This is a genomic window from Gordonia jacobaea (assembly GCF_001186365.1).
Classification (GTDB): Bacteria; Actinomycetota; Actinomycetes; order Mycobacteriales; family Mycobacteriaceae; genus Gordonia; species Gordonia jacobaea.
In genome coordinates, this window is record NZ_LDTZ01000023.1 from 36271 (window position 1) to 55102 (window position 18832).

Here is an 18832-nt window from a genome sequence, read left to right on the forward strand (position 1 = left end):
CGATCATGAGCAGCCCCGCTCCGACAGCCCCCGCTCGTCCCCGTGTCGTCATCATCGGCTCGGGATTCGGCGGATTGTTCGCCGCGCAGCGACTCCGCAAGGCCGACGTCGACGTCACGTTGGTTGCCAAGACCACGCACCATCTGTTCCAGCCCATGCTCTATCAGGTTGCGACCGGAATCGTCGCCGAGGGTGAAATCGCTCCGGCAACCCGCGTCGTACTGCGGAAGCAGAACAACACCGCCGTCATCATGGGTGACGTCTTCGAGATCGATCTGAAGAACAAGGTCGTCAAGTCGCGTCTGCTCGAGAGAGTGACCGAGACACCCTTCGACAAACTGATCATCGCTGCAGGCGCCGATCAGTCCTACTTCGGCAACGACCAGTTCGCCGAGTTCGCCCCCGGCATGAAGACGATCGACGACGCGCTCGAACTGCGAGGTCGGATTCTCGGTGCATTCGAGCAGGCAGAACTGTCCGACGATCCGGCCGAGCGCGACAAGCTGCTCACGTTCGTCGTCGTGGGAGCCGGACCGACGGGTGTCGAACTCGCAGGGCAGATCGCCGAGATGAGCGACAAGACCCTCAAGGGCGCATTCCGCAACATCGATCCCACCCAGGCGAGAGTGATCCTGCTCGACGCCGCGCCCGCTGTCCTTCCGCCGATGGGTCCGAAGCTCGGCTCCAAGGCCGCCAAGCGCCTCGAGAAGCTCGGCGTCGAGATCCAGCTCAACGCAATGGTCGTCGACGTCGACTACGACGGTCTCGTGGTGAAGGAGAAGGACGGCACGACCCGTCGAATCGAGTCGCAGTGCAAGGTGTGGTCGGCCGGTGTTCAGGCCAGCCCACTCGGCAAGCAACTCGCAGAGCAGTCGGGCGTCGAACTCGATCGCGCGGGCCGCGTCAAGGTGCTCGCCGACCTGTCGATCCCCGGCTACCCCGACGTCTTCGTCGTCGGCGACATGATGTCCGTCGAGGGTGTGCCGGGGATGGCGCAGGGCGCGATCCAGGGTGGTCGGTACGCGGCCGATTGCATCAAGAACGAGCTCAAGGGTCAGACCCCGCAACAGCGCAAGCCGTTCTCGTACCACGACAAGGGTTCGATGGCGACGGTCTCGCGCTTCTCCGCGGTGATGTCGGTTCCGATTCCGGGTACCGACAAGCGGTTCGAGACCGAAGGCTACTTCGCATGGGTCGGCTGGTTGGCGCTGCACCTGGTCTATCTGGTCGGCTTCCGTAACCGCCTCAACACGCTGATCAACTGGTTCTTCGCGTTCAGCACCCGCGGTCGCACCCAGCTCGCGGTGACCGAGCAGCAGGTCTACGCCCGCACCGCCATCGGGCATCTCTCCGAACTCGAGAACAAGCCCATCTACGAGGTCGAGGGCGAATCGGTCGGGGCCGACGCGAAGAAATCGGAGGCCGACGCCGAGGTCGCGAAGAAAACCGATACCAAGGCGAGCTGACCGCCTGCTCGACTTATAGTTCAGGTCACGGCGCCATCGTCGCGAGTTCCATCTCGTCGACGAGGCGCCGTGTCTGTGTGACGTTCTCTCCGAGTGCGGTAGCGAGCGATCCGCCCGACGCCAAGCTCAGGCGGGCGGCGAAAGCCTCTCCGTCGACCTGATCATCGCGCGTATCCGGGTAACGGAAGACGCTGCTGGCCGCGCGAAGGCCGGTCCGATGGGCGGTGGAGCCGACACCTAGCGCGACCCGGTGTCGCAGCGCGGGGGCGTCACCGACATCGACGTGCAGTCCGCCCTCCCAGCGCCCGGCGGCGTCCTTGTCGCCGAATTCCGCGGAACGCCCGATCTGCACATCCTCGGCGAGGGTGAGGATCGCGTCATCGGCCATTCCGACCACGATCTCCGACCGATGATCAGCACCGGCCGCGACGACGGTCGGCTCTGGATGCAGGTGTAACCGGGCACCTGGCCCGAGTTCGATGTGCCACGACATCGTCGAATCGACACGCCGCGTCGACGGCAGCGCGATGGTCGCGGCAACACTGCCGAGGTCGAGGTGGGCGCCCGCTTCGACGATGACGCGCACCTCGATGTCGTCACCGCCGAGCGGAGTTGCCGCCGTTCCGATGAGATGCGCTGCCTGCGAACCCGTTTGGCGCACGGCCAGTCCACCGGATGCCCGGTGTCGGAAGCGCCGACCGGGCTCGACGACGATCTCGACTCTGGTACGCATTACCCCGTCGCCACGGGGGCCGCGAGTTGCGTGCGAACCCACGCCAACACATCGGTGGCCGCCGGGTCGTCGGTCAACGAGATCATCGCGGTCGGTCGGTCGTCGCGAACCTTGGCGGCGTCGCGACGCATGACGTCGAGATCGGCATTGACCCGCTCGGCGAGGTCGGTCTTATTGATCACCAGCAGATCCGAGAAAGTGACGCCCGGTCCGCCCTTGCGGGGGACCTTGTCGCCACCGGCGACGTCGATCACGAAGATCTGCACGTCGATCAGACCGGTCGAGAAGGTTGCGGTGAGATTGTCGCCACCGGATTCGACGAGAATCAGATCGAGCGGTGGATTCGCTGCGACCAGGTCGTCGATCGCGTCGAGATTCGCCGTGATGTCGTCGCGGATCGCGGTGTGCGGACAACCACCCGTCTGCACAGCGGTGATGCGCTCGTCGGGCAGAACCGCGTTGCGCCGCAAGAAGTCTGCGTCCTCGGTGGTGTAGATGTCGTTGGTCAGGACCGCGACGGAGAGTTCCTCACGAAGCTGACGGCACAACGCGGCAACCAGAGCCGTCTTGCCCGAGCCGACCGGCCCGCCGACACCGATCCGCAACGCCTCGCCCGGCTCGCGGTGACGTCGCGGACGATCGTGATCGTGGCTGTGCGGCTCTCCGTCGATGAGATGCGGTGGCATGGTGATCCTTTCGGTGACTGTGGACGGTGCGGGTTGGACTACGTGAGTTGAGGGATTTGAAAGACAACGTCAGGACATGAAGAGTGGCATCGGTTGTCGCTCATGGCGTTCGGCGAACACGTCGAGAACCGGATCGGACAGATCGGCGAGACCCACCGCCGCCGACGCCGCGACACGTTCACACTCGGGACCGAGGTCGGCGATCATGAGCGCCACGTCGGCGGGGTCGAGTGCGAGGAGTCGCTGGCCCGCGGTCGCCGAACCGCTCATCGTCGTGTACACGAGCACGAGGGCGGTGTGAAATCCCGACAAGGCACTTGCCGCACCCACCGCGCCACTGATGACCGGCAGATGCGTCGTCGGCGTGTGCGAGGACCAATCCCGTTCCGGCCACATGCGTTTGGCCAATCGGAGCATTCCTCGGCCCTGAGCAATCGACGCTTTGCGTGCGGCCGCCGACGGCGTGCGTGCGTCCGTTTCCAGCAGCGCACGCTCGACGTCGAGGCCGCCGTCGGCGACGGCCGCCGCGATGGACGCAGCAACCAGACCGCTCGTGGTGACACGGCGATGGAGGAAGGACGCGAGATCGCTGACCCCACGGATAAAGCCGTCGGCGATGGCCTGTTCGACGCCGCCCGAATGCACGTGCCCGCCGACGGGCAGCCGAGAATCTGCCAGCGACAACATCATTGCCAGCGGCGCGCCCGCGTAGCGCGATGGTTGGTCAGGTGGGGTCATGGTGTGGTTTTCGAGATCGGAGCGGGAGCATGAACAACTCAGAACAGGAAATAGCGTTGTGCCATGGGCAGTTCGGTGACGGGCGGCGCGTCCCACACCTCGCCGTCGACGGTGACTGTGAACGTGTCCGGATCGACGGTGATCTCCGGCCGCGCGTCGTTGTTGGTCATGTCGGCTTTTCCGATTCCGCGCGTGTCGGTGACCGGAACGAGTTTGCGTCGCACACCGATTCGCTCGGCGAGGTCGGGATCGCAGCCCGGTGCGACGAAACTGATCGACGTCGCGGCAGCCAACGGTGCGCTCGCCCCGAACATCGGACGCGGTAGTACCGGCTGCGGCGTGGGGATGGACGCGTTCGCGTCGCCCATCTGTGCCCACGCGATCGCGCCACCCTTGATGACGAGATCCGGTCGGACACCGAAGAATGCGGGATCCCAGAGCACGAGGTCGGCGAGCTTACCCGTCTCCACCGACCCGATCTCGGAATCGAATCCGTGCGCGACGGCCGGGCAGATCGTGTACTTGGCGATGTAGCGCTGCGCGCGATTGTTGTCGGCTGCGCCGTCGCCCGGCAGTGATCCGCGTTTGCGTTTCATCACATGCGCGGTCTGCCAGGTACGCAACACCACCTCACCGATGCGACCCATCGCCTGCGAATCCGAACCGATCATCGAGATCGCACCCAAATCGTGGAGCAGGTCCTCCGCGGCGATCGTCGACGGTCGGATACGACTCTCGGCGAACGCGAGATCCTCGGGCACCGTCGGATTGAGGTGGTGGCAGACCATCAACATGTCGAGGTGCTCGTCGAGTGTGTTGACGGTGTGCGGGCGCGTCGGATTCGTCGAACTCGGAAGCACATTCGGAACCGATGCGACAGTGATGATGTCGGGTGCGTGCCCGCCTCCGGCGCCTTCGGTGTGATACGCGTGAATGCTGCGTCCGGCGATCGCACCGAGCGTCGACTCGACGAAGCCCGCCTCGTTGAGGGTGTCCGAGTGCAGGGCGACCTGCACCCCGGTCTCGTCGGCGACGCGCAGGCACGCGTCGATCGCGGCGGGGGTACTCCCCCAGTCCTCGTGCAGTTTGAAGCCTGACGCACCCGCCCGGATCTGTTCGTGCATCGCCTCGGCACTCACGGTGTTGCCCTTGCCGAGCAGCGCGATGTTCATCGGCCAGCCGTCGGTGGCGGCGAGCATCGACGCGAGGTGCCACGAACCGGGCGACACCGTGGTCGCCTTACTCCCCTCCGCCGGACCGGTGCCGCCGCCGATCAGCGTGGTGATGCCGTTGCCGAGCGCCTCGTCCATGATCTGCGGGCAGATGAAGTGGACGTGGCAGTCGATGGCGCCCGCGGTGAGGATCTTGCCGTTGCCCGCGATGATCTCGGTGGAGGCGCCGATCACCAGATCGGGATGGACACCGTCCATGGTGTCGGGGTTACCCGCCTTGCCCAGCGCGACGATCCGGCCGTCGCGAATACCGACGTCCGCCTTGATGATTCCCCAGTGATCGAGGACGACCACACCGGTGATGACGGTGTCGGGGGCGCCGTCGGCGCGGGTGGCGCGACTCTGTCCCATCGACTCACGAATCACCTTGCCACCGCCGAATACCGCTTCGTCGCCCGCGAGACCCGGTCCGCCGGAACGATCTTCGGTCACCTCGATGAGCAAGTCGGTGTCGGCGAGGCGAATTCGATCGCCGGTCGTCGGACCGAACAGCTGTGCGTAACGGTCGCGTCCCAGAATTGCCATGTCAGTCAACCTTTCCAGGCGCGTCCAGCGAAATCCCGTACACCTCACGGGTTCCGCCGAGCGGTACGAGCGTCACGGTCATCTCGATGCCGGGTTCGAATCGCACCGCGGTGCCGGCGGCGATGTCGAGTCGACGGCCACGCGCGGCTGCTCTGTCGAAATCGAGCGCCGAATTGGCTTGGGGGAAGTGCACGTGACTCCCGACCTGGACGGGTCGATCACCCGAGTTCACGACGGTCAAGGTCACGGGGTCGGCTCCTGCGTTGAGCTCGATGGTTCCCGGTGCGGCGATCACCTCGCCGGGGATCACCGCGGGATTGTTGTCGGACATGGCACCTCTCGTTCTGGCAGCCGCGCGGGTGTCGCCGACACGCCGAGACACGGCATCACGAACTCGGAAAACGTTGTAGCCGTGCGCTTCTGCGATGCGCTGCGCTGTCGCATCGCCGTGCTCTTCAGCGTCGCGTGCGCGCGGTGGTTCATCAGGATCACCCGATCGGATGATGCACGGTGACGAGCTTCGTCCCGTCCGGGAAAGTCGCCTCCACCTGAACGTCGTGCAGCATCTCGGGCACACCGTCCATCACGTCGTCGCGAGCGAGTACCTCACGCCCCGATGCCATGAGTTCGGCGACGCTGCGTCCGTCCCGTGCACCCTCGAGCACGTGATCGGTGATCAACGCGACGGCCTCGGGGTGATTCAGCTTCACGCCCCTGCCCTGCCTGCGCCGGGCCAGTTCCGCTGCGTAGGAGATGAGCAACCGTTCTTGTTCATGTGGCGACAGCCGCACCTGAACCCCTCTTCACGACGATGCGGGGTCGACACACCCCACTGCTGGTGTGGTCATACTGCCACGCGCGCTGCGCGGCGGCGCGTCGAAGCGCCGTCACTCGTCGACTAGTGCACCGCCGGTGGCGCGCAACTGCGCGAGGCGGGTCAGGGTGCACTGCGGAGCGATCGCCGTGACCTCGTCCTCGGTGAACGCGCCTGCCGCCAACCCCCGGCCGACGACCAGCGCCAACGACATTGCGGTGGCCGGCTCGTCGACGACGTCGCCGCCACGTCGCTCGAAATAGCTCTGCAATCGCGCCACCGCCGTCGGCATCGCCGACCGGTAGAACCCGGTCACCGCGGCCCAGCGAGTGATCAGATGCCCCGGATGCATATCCCATCCCTGGTAGTAGCCCCGCTCGAGCGAACGCAGCACCAGCGAATGGTGGCGCCGCAACGCGGCCGCGACCTGGGCGTCGTTGCCGGTCGGCATGACCTGCGTCGAGCCGTCACTGAGCCAGACGCCGGTCTGCGCGGCCGCGGCCTGCATGACGTTCTTGGCGTGATCTGCGACCGGGTGCGCGAGGGATTGCTGAGCCGAGACGACTCCGCATGCTGCGCTGTAGTCGTAGGTGCCGTAGTGCAGCGCGCTCAGCCGCGGGGCGCCTCGATGCACCGCCTCGGCAACCGTTGCACGACCGTCCTGGCCGAGGATCGCCTGCGGAATCTCGATCTGCAGTTCGTACCGCAACGACCCGACCGGAACCCCGTGTACGCGCTCGAACTCGGCACACAGCAGGTTCACGGCATCGACCTGCCGCACGTCGCGCAGCTTCGGCACGGTGAACACGAAACCGTCGGGAATCCCACCCGCGGCGTCGAGGACCAGTTCGAGCGTGCGCAGACCGCGGTTGCGCTCGACGACCCCGAGCCCCTTGGCCCGCACACCCGCGGACCGAGGTGCGTGGGGGCGTTGCTGAGTCCAGGCGGCGAGCACCTCACCGGCCCGACGCGCGTCGGCATCTTCGGTGGCGTCCGGACGCCACCCGTAACCGTCTTCGAGGTCGATCCGGAGGTCCTCGATCGGGTTGGTGCGTAACCGCTCGAGCACGATCGCGACCACGTCGTCGTCGGCGAGTTCACCTAGGACACCCGACGAGGCGTCGGCGATCCGAAGCGCCTCGTCGCCCCACGACCGCGGCGTCTGTTCGTCTACATCCGCAGCGCTCACGTACACCGTGTGCACCGGCTGCGGCTCGGCCCGGTCGCCGGGGTATTGGGCCGCGAGGTCGTCGTCGACGGGCGCGAGGATCTCTTCGACCGAGCGCCGGACGTCGGCGCCCAACGTATGCCGCGACGTCACGCGCCCGCGGGCAGGTCGATGTTCTGCAGACGTACCTGCGACGTGGCCAGGAGGCGACCCGCGTCGTCGGACATCTCGACACGCCATAGCTGCTGCCGGCGTCCACGATGAATCGGCGACGACGTGGCGGTGACGACGCCACTGCTGACAGAACGGAGGAAGTCGGTGTTGTTGTTGACGCCGACCGCGGTCTGACCCGGCCCCTGCTTGGACAGCCACACGAAGCCACTGGTGCTGGCAACGCTTTCGGCGACTGCGCAGTAGATGCCGCCGTGCACGATGCCGAACGGCTGGTGATGTCGAGAATCGATCTCCAAAGTCGCGGTGACCGCGCCGTCGTCGTCGATGTCGGTGATCTGCAGGCCGAGCAGGGCGTCGAGACCCTTACCCGCGAACTTCGTGAAATCGTCCGTGTCGTCAACAGTCATGCGAACAAGAGTGTCACGACTCACGCGGCCGAGCATCGCTGGCCCTGTGCCGCTCCCCGGGAACCAGTAAGCCCCACATCCCGTTGGGGATGTGGGGCTTACCGCGACGTGGACCGGGGGTCTCTGCAGCCCTCAGGACTCTCGCGCGGTCCGACGTTGTGATTAACGTAGGCTAGCCTTACCAACATTGTCAAGGCACCCCGCGGGACGAGTTGGCCCCGGCGTCGAGCATGAAGAGGAAACGGCAGTAAAATGCGAAAGATGAACGGATTGGGCGACTTGGAGCGTGCGGTGATGGACTCCCTCTGGGAGAGTCCGACACCCCAGACTGTTCGCCAGGTCCACGCGGACCTGTCCCGGGATCGCTCCCTCGCCTACACCACGGTGATGACCGTGCTGCAGCGTCTGGCGAAGAAGAACCTGGTCACGCAGATCCGCGAGGACCGAGCCCACAAGTACGTCCCCACCCATCCACGCGAAGACCTCGTGGCGTCGCTGATGGTCGATGCGCTCAGCGAAGCGCACGCCCCCGGCTCTCGGCACGCGGCCCTCGTGAGCTTCGTCGGTCGAGTAGGCGCCGACGAAGCCGCAGCGCTTCGTCGTGCGCTCGATGAACTCGAAGCAGCCCGCGGAGCTCAAGAGACCGGCTAGATTCGCTTCAGTACCGTTGATTTACTCGCGTTCGTTCTATGTATTTACCTGCACGACTGATTCACCCTGCTACTGATTTACCCCGCGACTGATTCTCCTGCTACTGCTTGACCTGCAACTGCTCCACCCTGTTACTGATCGACCCTGTTACTGATCGACCCAGCACCACAGCCCACCGCTAGGACAGCACTCGATGACCGCACTGCTCTTCGGCATCATGACGCTGGTTTTCGTCGGCCCTGCCCCTGAGGCGTTGTCGCGAGCCCAGTGGCCGATCCGTGCACCCCGAGCAGCTATGACGCTCTGGCAAGCGATCGCACTCGCTGCCGTGCTGTCGGCGTTCAGTTGCGGTCTGGCAATCGCGGCCAATCTGCTCTCCCCCGGCCCAGACGGCACGCCGACGACGCACCCGCTGCGAGAGATCGAACGGGTCGGACTTCCGCTGTGGATTGCCTACGTCGGAGTCTTCGCGCTGACACTGCTCATCGGCGCCCGTTTGATCTTCACCATCGTTCGCGTCGGCGTACGCACCCGTGCGCGACGGGCGACACATCGCCAACTCATCGACATCCTCGACCGCTGCGACCGTTCCGATCAGTCGCATCCGCTGTTCGGTCGCGATATCCGAATGATCGATGTCGAGCAGCCGCTCGCGTACTGCCTGCCCGGTATTCGCCAGCGCGTCGTGCTCAGCGAGGGCGTCGTGGCGCGACTTTCCCGGGACGAACTCATCGCCGTCATCGCGCACGAACGTGCGCACCTCCGAGCGCGCCACGACCTCGTCCTCGAGGCGTTCATTGCGCTTCATGAAGCGTTCCCTCGCTTCGTGCGCAGTTCCTCGGCGCTCGGGTCCGTCGAGCTTCTCGTCGAGGCCCTCGCCGACGACCAGGCCGTTCGGGCGACCGCGCCGACGACACTCGGGCGTGCGCTGGTGGCCTGCGCCGACGCCGTCGCTCCACGCGGCGCGATGGCCGTCGGCGGCCCGACAACCCTGACCCGCGTTCATCGACTCCGCCACGATCGCGCGCCGATCTGGTTGGTCACAGTGGCATATTCAGGGGCGATCGCGATCTTGGTGGTACCGACGCTCGCCGTCGCGATCCCGTGGCTGACCGAACTGAGCAGGCTCGTCTCGGCTCACTGATGCTCTCGCCGGCCGCGCCCACGTGGGACACAGTCGACCTCTGCGGTTGCGACACTTCGGACGCCACAGAACACAGGACGCCTTCGAGGCAATAGGCTATTGGCATGACCAACTCCGCCACATCGTCCGCGTCGTCGAAGGCCCAGATCGGAGTCACCGGGCTAGCAGTCATGGGCTCCAACATCGCCCGCAATTTCGCCCACCACGGATACACGGTGGCACTCCACAATCGCTCGATCGCCAAGACCGACGCTCTCCTCGATGAACACGGCAGCGAGGGCAACTTCATCCGTACCGAGACGATGCAGGAGTTCGTCGACGCGTTGGAGAAGCCACGTCGCGTGCTGATCATGGTCAAGGCCGGCGACCCCACCGATGCGGTCATCGGTGAGCTGGCCGACGTGATGGAGAAGGGCGACATCATCATCGATGGCGGCAACTCCCTCTACACCGACACAATCCGTCGCGAAGCGGCGATGGCCGAACGCGGCCTGAACTTCATCGGCGCGGGCATCTCCGGCGGCGAGGAAGGTGCACTCAACGGTCCGTCGATCATGCCCGGCGGCCCCGCGGTGTCCTACGAATCGGTCGGCCCGATGCTGGAGAAGATCTCCGCGCACGTCGACGGTGAGCCCTGTTGCACTCACATCGGCCCCGACGGCAGCGGCCACTTCGTGAAGATGGTCCACAACGGCATCGAGTACGCCGACATGCAGCTCATCGGCGAGGCGTACGACCTGATGCGCCGAGGCCTCGGCATGGAGCCCGCCGAGATCGCCGACGTCTTCGCTGAGTGGAACAAGGGTGAGCTCGAGAGCTACCTGGTCGAGATCACCGCGCAGGTGCTGGCCCAGGTCGACGCGGAGACCGGGAAACCACTGGTCGACGTCGTCGTCGACCAGGCAGGCCAGAAGGGTACGGGCCGATGGACGGTGAAGGCCGCACTCGATCTCGGCATCCCGGTGACCGGAATCGCCGAGGCGGTGTTCGCCCGAGCGCTGTCGAGCGCCTCCGACCAGCGCTCTGCGGCAACGTCGCTGGCGTCGGGAACACTGGCAGAACCGCCCAAGGACAAAGATCAGTTCATCGAGGACATCCGCCGCGCGCTCTATGCATCCAAGATGGTCGCGTACGCGCAGGGGTTCGACGAGATCAGCGCGGGCAGCCAGGAGTACGACTGGAACGTCAACCCCGGCGCGCTTGCCACGATTTGGCGCGGGGGCTGCATCATCCGCGCCAAGTTCCTGAACCGAATCCGCGACGCATACGCCGACAACAAAGATCTGCCGAGCCTGCTGCTCGCGCCCTACTTCACCGACGCCGTGGAGTCGTCACTCGACAGTTGGCGCCGAGTCGTGTCGTCGGCGACGCTGATGGGAGTGCCCGTACCGGCATTCGCCTCGTCGATCTCCTACTACGACGGATTGCGTAGCGAGCGGCTGCCTGCCGCCCTGACGCAGGGCCTGCGCGACTACTTCGGCGCCCACACCTACAAGCGCATCGACAAGCCCGGAACGTTCCACACACTCTGGGGCCAGGATCGCACCGAGGTGCAGACAGACTGAACGCAGCGGAGCTGTCGCGGGTTCTGGTCATCTCTCCGCATCTCGACGATGCGGTGTATTCGGCCGGCGCAGCGCTGTCGGCGATGGACGACGTCGTTGTCGTGACCATGTTGGCCGGGCGGCCCGATCCGCCTCAGCACACGGAATGGGATCGCTCGACCGGCTTCGCGTCTTCGACCGAAGCACTCGACATCCGCCGAGCAGAGGACGAGAAGGCCGTCGCGACGATCGGTGGTCGCGCGGTACATCTCGATTTCCTCGACCAGCAGTACGGTGGCGCCGACCTCGAGGCGCTGAGCGGTGCGGTATCCGAACTGGTGGAAACCCACCGACCACAGGTGGTTATCGGACCGCTCGGTGTCAGGCATGCCGATCACTTGCTCGTACGTAACGCGGTTCTTGCGGCACGGGTGCCGGTTCCCCTGTGGATGTACGCGGATCTGCCGTACTGCAATTACAGCCGCAGCGACGAGATGGCCAGTCGCGACGTGTTGCGTTGGCGGGGATGCGTGCTCGACGAGGTGCATCCGGCCGCCGGGTCGATGGATCTCAAACGCGCGGCCGTCGAGTGCTACCCCACCCAGAACACGCAGTTCGACATGAACAAAATCGTTGCACCCGAACGTTTTTGGGCTGTCACCCGCGACCTCTGACAGTCACCGGAAGCGCACCAGGCACGTCCACCGCCGGGGCGGACGCCGGATGCGGCAGAGTCCGGCGACGACCATGCCGTCGGCGACTGACCTGGTCCCGATCTCACTGAATGCTGGACTCGGGCACGGCGGCCGGCGTCGCTGCGTACACAACTGCGACGCCAGCGGGACGCCGCGACAATTATTGTCGCGGCCTCGCGCTGACGACCAGATTGTGTACGTACCCCCGCCGTGCTCCCACGAGGGCTACCCCACCCGAGAACACGCAGTTCGACATCGACAAAATCGTTGCGTCCGAACGTTTTTGGGCTGTCACCCGCGACCTCTGACAGTCACCGGAAGCGCACCAGACACGTCCACCGCCGTGGCGGACGCCGGATACGGCACAGTCCGGCGCCGAACATGCCGTCGACGACTGAGCCCGACCCGATCTCACTGAATGCTCAACCAGGTCACGGCCGCACCAAGCCGATGCGTACACACAAGCCGATGCGTACTCAACTGCGACGTCAGCGGGACGCCGCGACAATAATTGTCGCGGCCTCGCGCTGACGACCGGATTGTGTACGTACCCCCGGCAGCGCTCCTACAAGTGCGCGCGTTCTTGGCGGTCACCGGGTGCGCAGCACTCGCGCGTACGCCGATGGCGACGCCGCCATGCCGACCGCGAACGCCGCGGAGCGCAACTGGCCGCTGGCGACCAGCGGGACCACGTCGGCAAGCGACGACCGCCGGCGCGACTCCGCGATCAGAGAACGGACTACCTCGGGGTCGCCGGAGTTGGCCTGCGCGGCGCGCATCGCCATGTGCGCGGCGGGTATGAGCACCTCCCGATATCGAAACGCGCGGGCGAGCGAGCGGTTCCGACTCCCCTCCAGCCAGCTCGATCCCCACCCCGATGGCGTGTTGCGCTCGCGAAGCTCCGGAGCAAGTCGGGCCACTTCGTCGCCCATCGCGAAGACATCGGCCGTGTGCGTGCACGTGACCTGAGACGTCGACTCGGGATGCTGCCGATACCAGAGCAGCGGCTCGTCGACGAGGGCGACGCGGTCGGCGCGCAGAGCGATGCGCAACGTTGCGGCCATGTCCTCGTAGGCCCTGCGTTCGTCCCAGGGCGCGTCGCCGAGCACCGCACGCCGGAACAAACGTGCGGGTGGATAGGCCTTCACCTTGCCCCGCATGAGCATGCGAGCGAATTCGTTGCCGCCGACAGCCCCCTGACGTGGTTGTCGCGGTTCGGCAACTCCGAGAGCAGCGCCGACCGGATCGACGAACACCGTTCGGCACGAGGCGAAGTCGGCATCTTCGCGGACCAGCGCGTCGAGCATGCGGGCGGCGAACGTGGGGTCGGCGAGGTCGTCGCTGTCGAAGAACCAGATCACGTCACCGGTTGCGGCACGCAGGCCCGCGTTTCGCGCATAGCCCGCTCCGTGATTGCGGTCGAGTTCGACGACACGGTGTTCGACATCAGCGGACGTGAGGATGCGTGTCGCCATCCCGATCGATCCGTCGTCGCCGCGGTCGTCGACCAGGACCACTTCGTCGACGGGCCGGGTTTGGCTCAAGATCGCGCGCAGGCACGGCTCGATGTACTGCGCACTTCGATACACGGGAATGACGACCGACAGGCGCGTCGGTTCGGGCGTCGGCGCCACCTTGCCCACGTCACTCCTCGTACTCAGTCACTTCACAGCGGTTTGCCAGCAAAGTTAGCCTAGCCTTGCCCGCAAGAAAAGACTCCGATCGTCCGACGCGCCGAATGGCAACAACCGGCGATCGCAGTCGAGTCCTCGCCGGGTACAGTGTGCGTACGTGCGCTTTCTCTCGGGACACTCGCCCGCTTACGACCTCACCTACGACGATGTCTTCGTCGTTCCGTCACGCAGTGACGTGATCTCCCGCTTCGACGTCGACCTCGCGTCTTCTGACGGCTCCGGCACGACCATCCCCGTCGTCGTCGCGAACATGACCGCTGTCGCCGGAAAGCGGATGGCCGAGACCGTCGCCCGCCGCGGCGGGTTGGTCGTGTTGCCGCAGGACCTGCCGATTCCGGCCGTGGAGTCGAGCATCGCGTTCGTGAAGTCGCGCGACCTGGTCGCCGACACACCGGTCACGCTCGAACTCGACGATTCGGTCAGCGACGCGCTCGCACTGATCACCAAGCGTGCGCACGGCATCGTCGTGGTCGTCGACGGTGACGGACGACCCGTGGGCACCGTGGACGAGGCGGCATGCACCGACGTCGACCGCTTCACCCGCCTCGGCGACGTCCTCGACCGCGGGTTCGTGTCGGTGGCCGCCGGAACGGACGTCCGGGAGGTGTTCGAGATCCTCGACGCCGCGCACCAGCACGCCGCGATCATGCTCGATGACGACGGACGTCTCACCGGCGTGGTCACCCGAACGGGCGCGCTGCGCAGCGGCATCTACCGTCCCGCCGTCGACAACGAGAACCGCCTCCGCATCGCGACGGCCGTCGGCATCAACGGTGACGTCGTCGGCAAGGCAAAGGCACTTGTGGCCGCGGGTTCGGACCTGCTGGTCATCGACACGGCACACGGCCACCAGGAGAAGATGCTCTCGGCGCTCGAAGCCGTCGCAACAGCCGACCTCGGCGTCCCGTTGGCCGCCGGAAACGTCGTGTCGGCCGCGGGCACGCGCGACCTGATCAACGCCGGTGCCGACATCGTGAAGGTCGGCGTCGGGCCGGGCGCGATGTGCACGACTCGGATGATGACGGGAGTCGGACGGCCGCAGTTCTCCGCGGTCGCCGAATGTTCAACCACCGCAGCAGAACTCGGCAAGCATGTGTGGGCCGACGGAGGTGTCCGCCATCCGCGCGACGTCGCGCTGGCGATTGCCGCGGGCGCGTCGAACGTCATGATCGGGTCGTGGTTCGCGGGAACCTACGAGTCGCCCGGCGACCTCAAGCGCGACGCGTCGGGCGCGCTCTACAAGGAGAGCTTCGGGATGGCGTCCAAGCGCGCTGTGGCAGCACGCACCTCTGCCGATAGTGCTTTCGACCAGGCCCGCAAGGCGCTGTTCGAGGAGGGCATCTCCAGTTCACGGATCAAACTCGACGCCGAGCGCCCGAGCGTCGAAGACCTCATCGACCACATCTGTTCCGGTGTGCGCAGCACGGCCACCTACACCGGCGCGCGATCGCTCGGCGAACTACGCGAGCGCGTGGTTCTCGGAGTGCAGTCGCCCGCAGGCTTCGCCGAGGGCAAACCGCTACCGACAGGTTGGTGAGCCCTCGCCACCGACGCCGCACCTAGAATGGTCTGCGTTGCCCACGGAGTGCACCGACTCCGTGGCGCTGTTCCCAGCCACTCGGTGCGTCATGGAGGGATCGCCTGTGCCACAGGCACCGGACGCTCTGTCTCGCCACGAAGGTGACACGTGCAGGCGCTGATCATCGTCGCCAGCCTGATCGGCTTCATAGCGCTGACACTTGGTACCGCGATCTTCGTCGCAGCCGAGTTCTCCCTCACGGCGCTCGAACGGTCAGCTGTCGAATCCGAGGTCGCCACGCGTGGCGACCGTCGTTCACGCATTGTGCAACGCGCGCACAAGACGCTGTCGTTCCAGCTCTCCGGCGCACAGCTCGGTATCACGATCACCACGCTGATCACCGGTTACATCGCCGAACCGGTGCTCGCGCAGATCCTCGGTCCCGCGTTCCGCGCGATGGGAGTGAGCGAATCGGTCGCGTCGGTCCTCTCACTCGTATTCGCGCTGCTCATCGCGACGTCACTGTCGATGGTGCTCGGCGAGCTGGTACCCAAGAACATCGCGATCGCACGCCCGATGGCGGTGGCACGTGCCACCGCCGCACCTCTCGCCTACTTTTCGCTGGCGTTCCGCTGGGTCATCCGCGGTCTCAACGGTGCCGCGAACTGGATCGTGCGTCGGATGGGTATCGAGCCTGCCGAGGAACTGCGGTCGGCACGATCGCCGTCGGAGTTCGGTTCGCTCGTGCGCAACTCGGCCAAGCAGGGGTCGATCGACCCGGAGACGGCGATGCTGGTCGATCGCTCACTCAAGTTCGGTGAACTCACCGCCGAGGATCTGATGACGCCGCGGGTCACGGTCGAATATCTCGACCGCGACGACACGATTCGTGACCTCGTGATGGCGACGTCGCGCACCGGACACTCGCGCTTCCCGATCGTCAACGACGGCGATCTCGACGACATGATCGGGGTCGTCCACATCAAACAGGCGTTCACCGTCGCACCGGAAGAACAACTCTCGACGACCCTCTCGTCGATTGCGCGCTCGGTGCCCACCGTCCCGACCACCCTCGACGGCGACGCGTTGATGGAGCAGATCCGTGCCGACGGCATGGAGGTCTGCGTCGTGATCGACGAGTACGGCGGCACGGCCGGCATCGTGACCACCGAGGACCTGATCGAAGAGATCCTCGGCGACGTCACCGACGAGCACGACGACGAGCGCGCCGACGTCCAGGTCGACGCGAACGGATACCTGCTCTCAGGGCTGCTCCGCACCGACGAGGTCGCCGACGCCACCGGCTACCGCGCTCCCGATGGTCCCTACGACACGCTCGGCGGGCTGGTGATGAACGAACTCGGTCGCATCCCGGCAGCAGGCGATTCCGTCGACCTCCCGGTGGTGGTGACCCTGCGCGACGATGACGAAGACGAATCCGACGAGGAGTTCGACACGACCCCGTGGAACGCGACTGTCGTCGCGATGGATGGCCGACGCGTCGACGTCGTACGGCTGACCCCGATCACACCAGACGACGCAACGTCCGACAGTCCGGGAGCTCGCGATGAGTGACGCATGGGCAATCGTCCTCACCGTCGTGTTGCTCGCGGGCAACGCGTTCTTCGTCGGCGCCGAATTCTCCCTCATATCGGCACGTCGCGACCGACTTGAAGCGCTCGCCGAGAGTGGAAAATCGCGGGCCCGCACCGTGATCCGAGCAGGCGAGCATCTCTCACTCATGCTCGCGGGCGCCCAGCTGGGCATCACGATCTGTTCGATCCTGCTCGGTCGGGTCGGCGAGCCTGCGGTCGCACATATCCTCGAGCGTCCCCTCGACGCCGCTCACGTCCCCGAATCGCTGCTGCACCCGATCTCGTTCGCCGTGGCCCTCGGACTCGTCGCGGTGCTCCACATCCTGCTCGGCGAGATGGTGCCCAAGAACATCGCTCTCGCCGGTCCGGAACGCTCAGCCATGCTGCTCGTCCCCGTTCACCTCGGCTTCATCAAGATCGTCCGCCCGCTCATCGCGTTCTACAACTGGTTGGCGAACATCACGCTTCGCGCATTGCGTATCGAACCCAAGGACGAACTCGACTCGACGGTCTCCCCCGTCGAACTCGCCCAGATGCTCGGTGAGTCCCGCGAGGAAGGCCTGATCGACGCCGAGGAACACGAGCGCCTGACCCGCGCACTGCGCTCGGTCGCACGCACGGTGTCGGAGGTGATGATCCCGCTCGATCGCATGCGCAGCGTCGACGTCGAGGTCGATCCGGTGACCGGTGGCGTCGGACCGACCCTCGGGTCGGTCGAGCGGGCCGTCAGCGACACCGGTTTCTCCCGATTCCCGGTGCGCGGCCTCGACGGCACCTTCACGGGCTACCTGCACCTGAAGGACGTGCTCGACGACATCCTCGACGACAACGTCGGCCAGGAGACGATCATCGGCGTCGACAAGATCCGTCCACTTCCGGTGATCGGCATCGACACCCCACTCGACGACGCGACGCGTGCCCTACGCCGCACCAGCTCGCACCTCGGTGCGGTGGTCAACGACTCGGGACGCACCGTCGGCATCGTGGCGCTCGCCGACCTCGTGGAGGAATTCGTCGGCACCGTCCGCGACGAAACGCATCGGGTGTGACGATGCCGTCCGCAGCACCCGGCCAACCCATCGAGCTCTCAAACGCTGTCCTATCCCCCGCCACCTGGCAGGCGCGCCGCGCCGAGCACGAGTCGCGCGTCGAAGATCTCGTCGGGCCATACCTGCGTTCGAGGGCGCAGGGCGAGAAGCACCCCGTCCTCGACTTCTTGTTCACCTACTACTCGGCACGCCCGTCGCACATACGCCGATGGCACCCGGGGTACGGCGTCCTGCTGGCGGCGCCGGGGACAGCGGGCGGCCGCGACCTCGCGCGTGTCCTCGACGAACTGTCGACGCTGCGGGGCTACGCCCGAACCCGCGACGGAGGCGTGACCGTCGACCCCGCGTTCCTGGATGAACGTCGCGGTGCGCTTCTCGCCACCTGCGCACTGCTCGACGCCACTGCATCCCGCCCCGCACGCCTGGGATGCTTCGGTCTGCACGAGTGGGCGATGGTCTATCGCACCGACGCTCCCCGACATTCCGTCCCGCTGCGGCTCGGACCCGCGGCCACCGAAACCGTCGTCGAATCGATGCCGTTGCGGTGCACACACTTCGACGCCTTTCGTTTCTTCACCGACGCTGCTCGTCCACGCAATGAGTCGACGTTGACGCGGCGCACACAGATCGACCACGAACAACCCGGCTGTCTGCACGCGACCATGGATCTGTATCGCGCATGCATCACTCTGGCGCCACTCATTCCCGCGGAGTTGACGCTGGACGCGTTCGAGCTCGCTCTCACCGCCCGTGAGCTCGACATGCGGGCGAGTCCCTACGATCTGCGCGACCTCGGATATCTGCCCGTCGAGATCGAGACGGCTGCGGGACGCGCCGAGTATGTCCGCGAGCAGTCGGCCATCGCCGATCGCGGCGTCGAGCTGCGCGGCACGCTGCGTTCTTACCTGGGCGCGCTGCTCGACGCCTGCTGACGACGCCATTTACCCCGCGGGTAACATGGAGCGCGTTCACGATCGCCCCTGTTGTCCCGATGAGGG

At 66.0% G+C, this 18832-nt stretch carries 18 protein-coding genes; 9 read left to right on the forward strand and 9 right to left on the reverse strand.

The annotated features are described in order from the left end of the window. Nucleotides 1–5 precede the first annotated feature (5 nt). Nucleotides 6–1466, forward strand: coding sequence for an NAD(P)/FAD-dependent oxidoreductase (locus tag ABW18_RS19590; protein ID WP_005206826.1), 1461 nt, complete (start codon nt 6–8; stop codon nt 1464–1466). A 25-nt stretch (nt 1467–1491) separates the two neighbouring features. Here the strand turns inward: ABW18_RS19590 and ABW18_RS19595 are convergent, their stop codons facing one another. The 8 genes from ABW18_RS19595 to ABW18_RS19630 all read right to left on the reverse strand — a co-directional run bounded on the left by ABW18_RS19595 (nt 1492) and on the right by ABW18_RS19630 (nt 7943). Further along, on the reverse strand, nt 1492–2199 hold the full coding sequence (locus tag ABW18_RS19595) for an urease accessory protein UreD (protein ID WP_049700675.1): 708 nt from the start codon (nt 2197–2199) through the stop codon (nt 1492–1494). After that, complete coding sequence (ureG, locus tag ABW18_RS19600; RefSeq protein ID WP_005206829.1) at nt 2199–2885, reverse strand: urease accessory protein UreG; 687 nt, start codon at nt 2883–2885, stop codon at nt 2199–2201. Before ureG ends, ABW18_RS19595 begins: the two co-directional genes overlap by 1 nt. Before the next feature lie 69 nt (nt 2886–2954). Beyond that, entirely contained in the window at nt 2955–3623 is a 669-nt protein-coding gene (locus ABW18_RS19605; protein ID WP_049700676.1) for an urease accessory protein UreF, read from the reverse strand. A gap of 38 nt (nt 3624–3661) precedes the next feature. Beyond that, complete coding sequence (locus ABW18_RS19610) at nt 3662–5380, reverse strand: urease subunit alpha (RefSeq protein WP_049700677.1); 1719 nt, start codon at nt 5378–5380, stop codon at nt 3662–3664. A 1-nt stretch (nt 5381) separates the two neighbouring features. Then, complete coding sequence (locus ABW18_RS19615; protein WP_005206832.1) at nt 5382–5711, reverse strand: urease subunit beta; 330 nt, start codon at nt 5709–5711, stop codon at nt 5382–5384. 157 nt (nt 5712–5868) lie between these two features. After that, nucleotides 5869–6171: an urease subunit gamma gene (locus ABW18_RS19620; protein WP_005206833.1), complete on the reverse strand. Its 303-nt coding sequence runs from the start codon at nt 6169–6171 to the stop codon at nt 5869–5871. Between the two features lie 96 nt (nt 6172–6267). Then, a complete protein-coding gene (locus ABW18_RS19625) occupies nt 6268–7515 on the reverse strand; it encodes a DUF6986 family protein (protein ID WP_049700678.1) in 1248 nt (415 codons plus the stop codon). Then, nucleotides 7512–7943 (reverse strand): PaaI family thioesterase, encoded by a 432-nt coding sequence (locus ABW18_RS19630; RefSeq protein ID WP_049700679.1) that lies wholly within the window; start codon nt 7941–7943, stop codon nt 7512–7514. Before ABW18_RS19630 ends, ABW18_RS19625 begins: the two co-directional genes overlap by 4 nt. A 252-nt stretch (nt 7944–8195) precedes the next feature. Here ABW18_RS19630 and ABW18_RS19635 point away from each other — a divergent pair, with 252 nt between their 5' ends. The 4 genes from ABW18_RS19635 to ABW18_RS19650 all read left to right on the forward strand — a co-directional run bounded on the left by ABW18_RS19635 (nt 8196) and on the right by ABW18_RS19650 (nt 11956). Next, nucleotides 8196–8594 (forward strand): BlaI/MecI/CopY family transcriptional regulator, encoded by a 399-nt coding sequence (locus ABW18_RS19635; protein WP_049700680.1) that lies wholly within the window; start codon nt 8196–8198, stop codon nt 8592–8594. A 193-nt stretch (nt 8595–8787) separates the two neighbouring features. Then, nucleotides 8788–9738, forward strand: a complete 951-nt coding sequence (locus tag ABW18_RS19640) for a M56 family metallopeptidase (protein WP_049700681.1) — start codon at nt 8788–8790, stop codon at nt 9736–9738. 104 nt (nt 9739–9842) lie between these two features. After that, the gene (gene gndA / locus ABW18_RS19645) at nt 9843–11303 is read left to right on the forward strand and encodes an NADP-dependent phosphogluconate dehydrogenase (protein WP_049700682.1); all 1461 of its coding nucleotides are present in this window, start codon (nt 9843–9845) and stop codon (nt 11301–11303) included. Between the two features lie 29 nt (nt 11304–11332). Next, nucleotides 11333–11956, forward strand: coding sequence for a PIG-L deacetylase family protein (locus ABW18_RS19650; protein ID WP_268760691.1), 624 nt, complete (start codon nt 11333–11335; stop codon nt 11954–11956). Nucleotides 11957–12567: 611 nt separating this feature from the next. Here the strand turns inward: ABW18_RS19650 and ABW18_RS19655 are convergent. Further along, a complete protein-coding gene (locus tag ABW18_RS19655) occupies nt 12568–13620 on the reverse strand; it encodes a glycosyltransferase family 2 protein (protein ID WP_049700684.1) in 1053 nt (350 codons plus the stop codon). 148 nt (nt 13621–13768) lie between these two features. Between ABW18_RS19655 and guaB1 the strand changes: the two genes are divergently transcribed. The 4 genes from guaB1 to ABW18_RS19675 all read left to right on the forward strand — a co-directional run bounded on the left by guaB1 (nt 13769) and on the right by ABW18_RS19675 (nt 18766). Then, a complete protein-coding gene (guaB1, locus tag ABW18_RS19660; protein ID WP_049700685.1) occupies nt 13769–15208 on the forward strand; it encodes a GMP reductase in 1440 nt (479 codons plus the stop codon). Nucleotides 15209–15358: 150 nt separating this feature from the next. Next, the gene (locus tag ABW18_RS19665; RefSeq protein ID WP_049700686.1) at nt 15359–16765 is read left to right on the forward strand and encodes a hemolysin family protein; all 1407 of its coding nucleotides are present in this window, start codon (nt 15359–15361) and stop codon (nt 16763–16765) included. Then, complete coding sequence (locus ABW18_RS19670; protein ID WP_049700687.1) at nt 16758–17834, forward strand: hemolysin family protein; 1077 nt, start codon at nt 16758–16760, stop codon at nt 17832–17834. The genes ABW18_RS19665 and ABW18_RS19670 overlap by 8 nt, the downstream gene beginning before the upstream one ends. 2 nt (nt 17835–17836) lie before the next feature. Next, nucleotides 17837–18766 (forward strand): hypothetical protein, encoded by a 930-nt coding sequence (locus ABW18_RS19675; protein ID WP_049700688.1) that lies wholly within the window; start codon nt 17837–17839, stop codon nt 18764–18766. Nucleotides 18767–18832 lie beyond the last annotated feature (66 nt).

Coding starts and splice junctions, on each gene's coding strand:
- ABW18_RS19590 (WP_005206826.1), top strand. CDS start 6: ATGAGCAGCCCCGCTCCGACAGCCCCCGCTCGTCCCCGTGTCGTCATC.
- ABW18_RS19595 (WP_049700675.1), bottom strand. CDS start 2,199: ATGCGTACCAGAGTCGAGATCGTCGTCGAGCCCGGTCGGCGCTTCCGA.
- ureG (WP_005206829.1), bottom strand. CDS start 2,885: ATGCCACCGCATCTCATCGACGGAGAGCCGCACAGCCACGATCACGAT.
- ABW18_RS19605 (WP_049700676.1), bottom strand. CDS start 3,623: ATGACCCCACCTGACCAACCATCGCGCTACGCGGGCGCGCCGCTGGCA.
- ABW18_RS19610 (WP_049700677.1), bottom strand. CDS start 5,380: ATGGCAATTCTGGGACGCGACCGTTACGCACAGCTGTTCGGTCCGACG.
- ABW18_RS19615 (WP_005206832.1), bottom strand. CDS start 5,711: ATGTCCGACAACAATCCCGCGGTGATCCCCGGCGAGGTGATCGCCGCA.
- ABW18_RS19630 (WP_049700679.1), bottom strand. CDS start 7,943: ATGACTGTTGACGACACGGACGATTTCACGAAGTTCGCGGGTAAGGGT.
- ABW18_RS19635 (WP_049700680.1), top strand. CDS start 8,196: ATGCGAAAGATGAACGGATTGGGCGACTTGGAGCGTGCGGTGATGGAC.
- ABW18_RS19640 (WP_049700681.1), top strand. CDS start 8,788: ATGACCGCACTGCTCTTCGGCATCATGACGCTGGTTTTCGTCGGCCCT.
- gndA (WP_049700682.1), top strand. CDS start 9,843: ATGACCAACTCCGCCACATCGTCCGCGTCGTCGAAGGCCCAGATCGGA.
- ABW18_RS19670 (WP_049700687.1), top strand. CDS start 16,758: ATGAGTGACGCATGGGCAATCGTCCTCACCGTCGTGTTGCTCGCGGGC.
- ABW18_RS19675 (WP_049700688.1), top strand. CDS start 17,837: ATGCCGTCCGCAGCACCCGGCCAACCCATCGAGCTCTCAAACGCTGTC.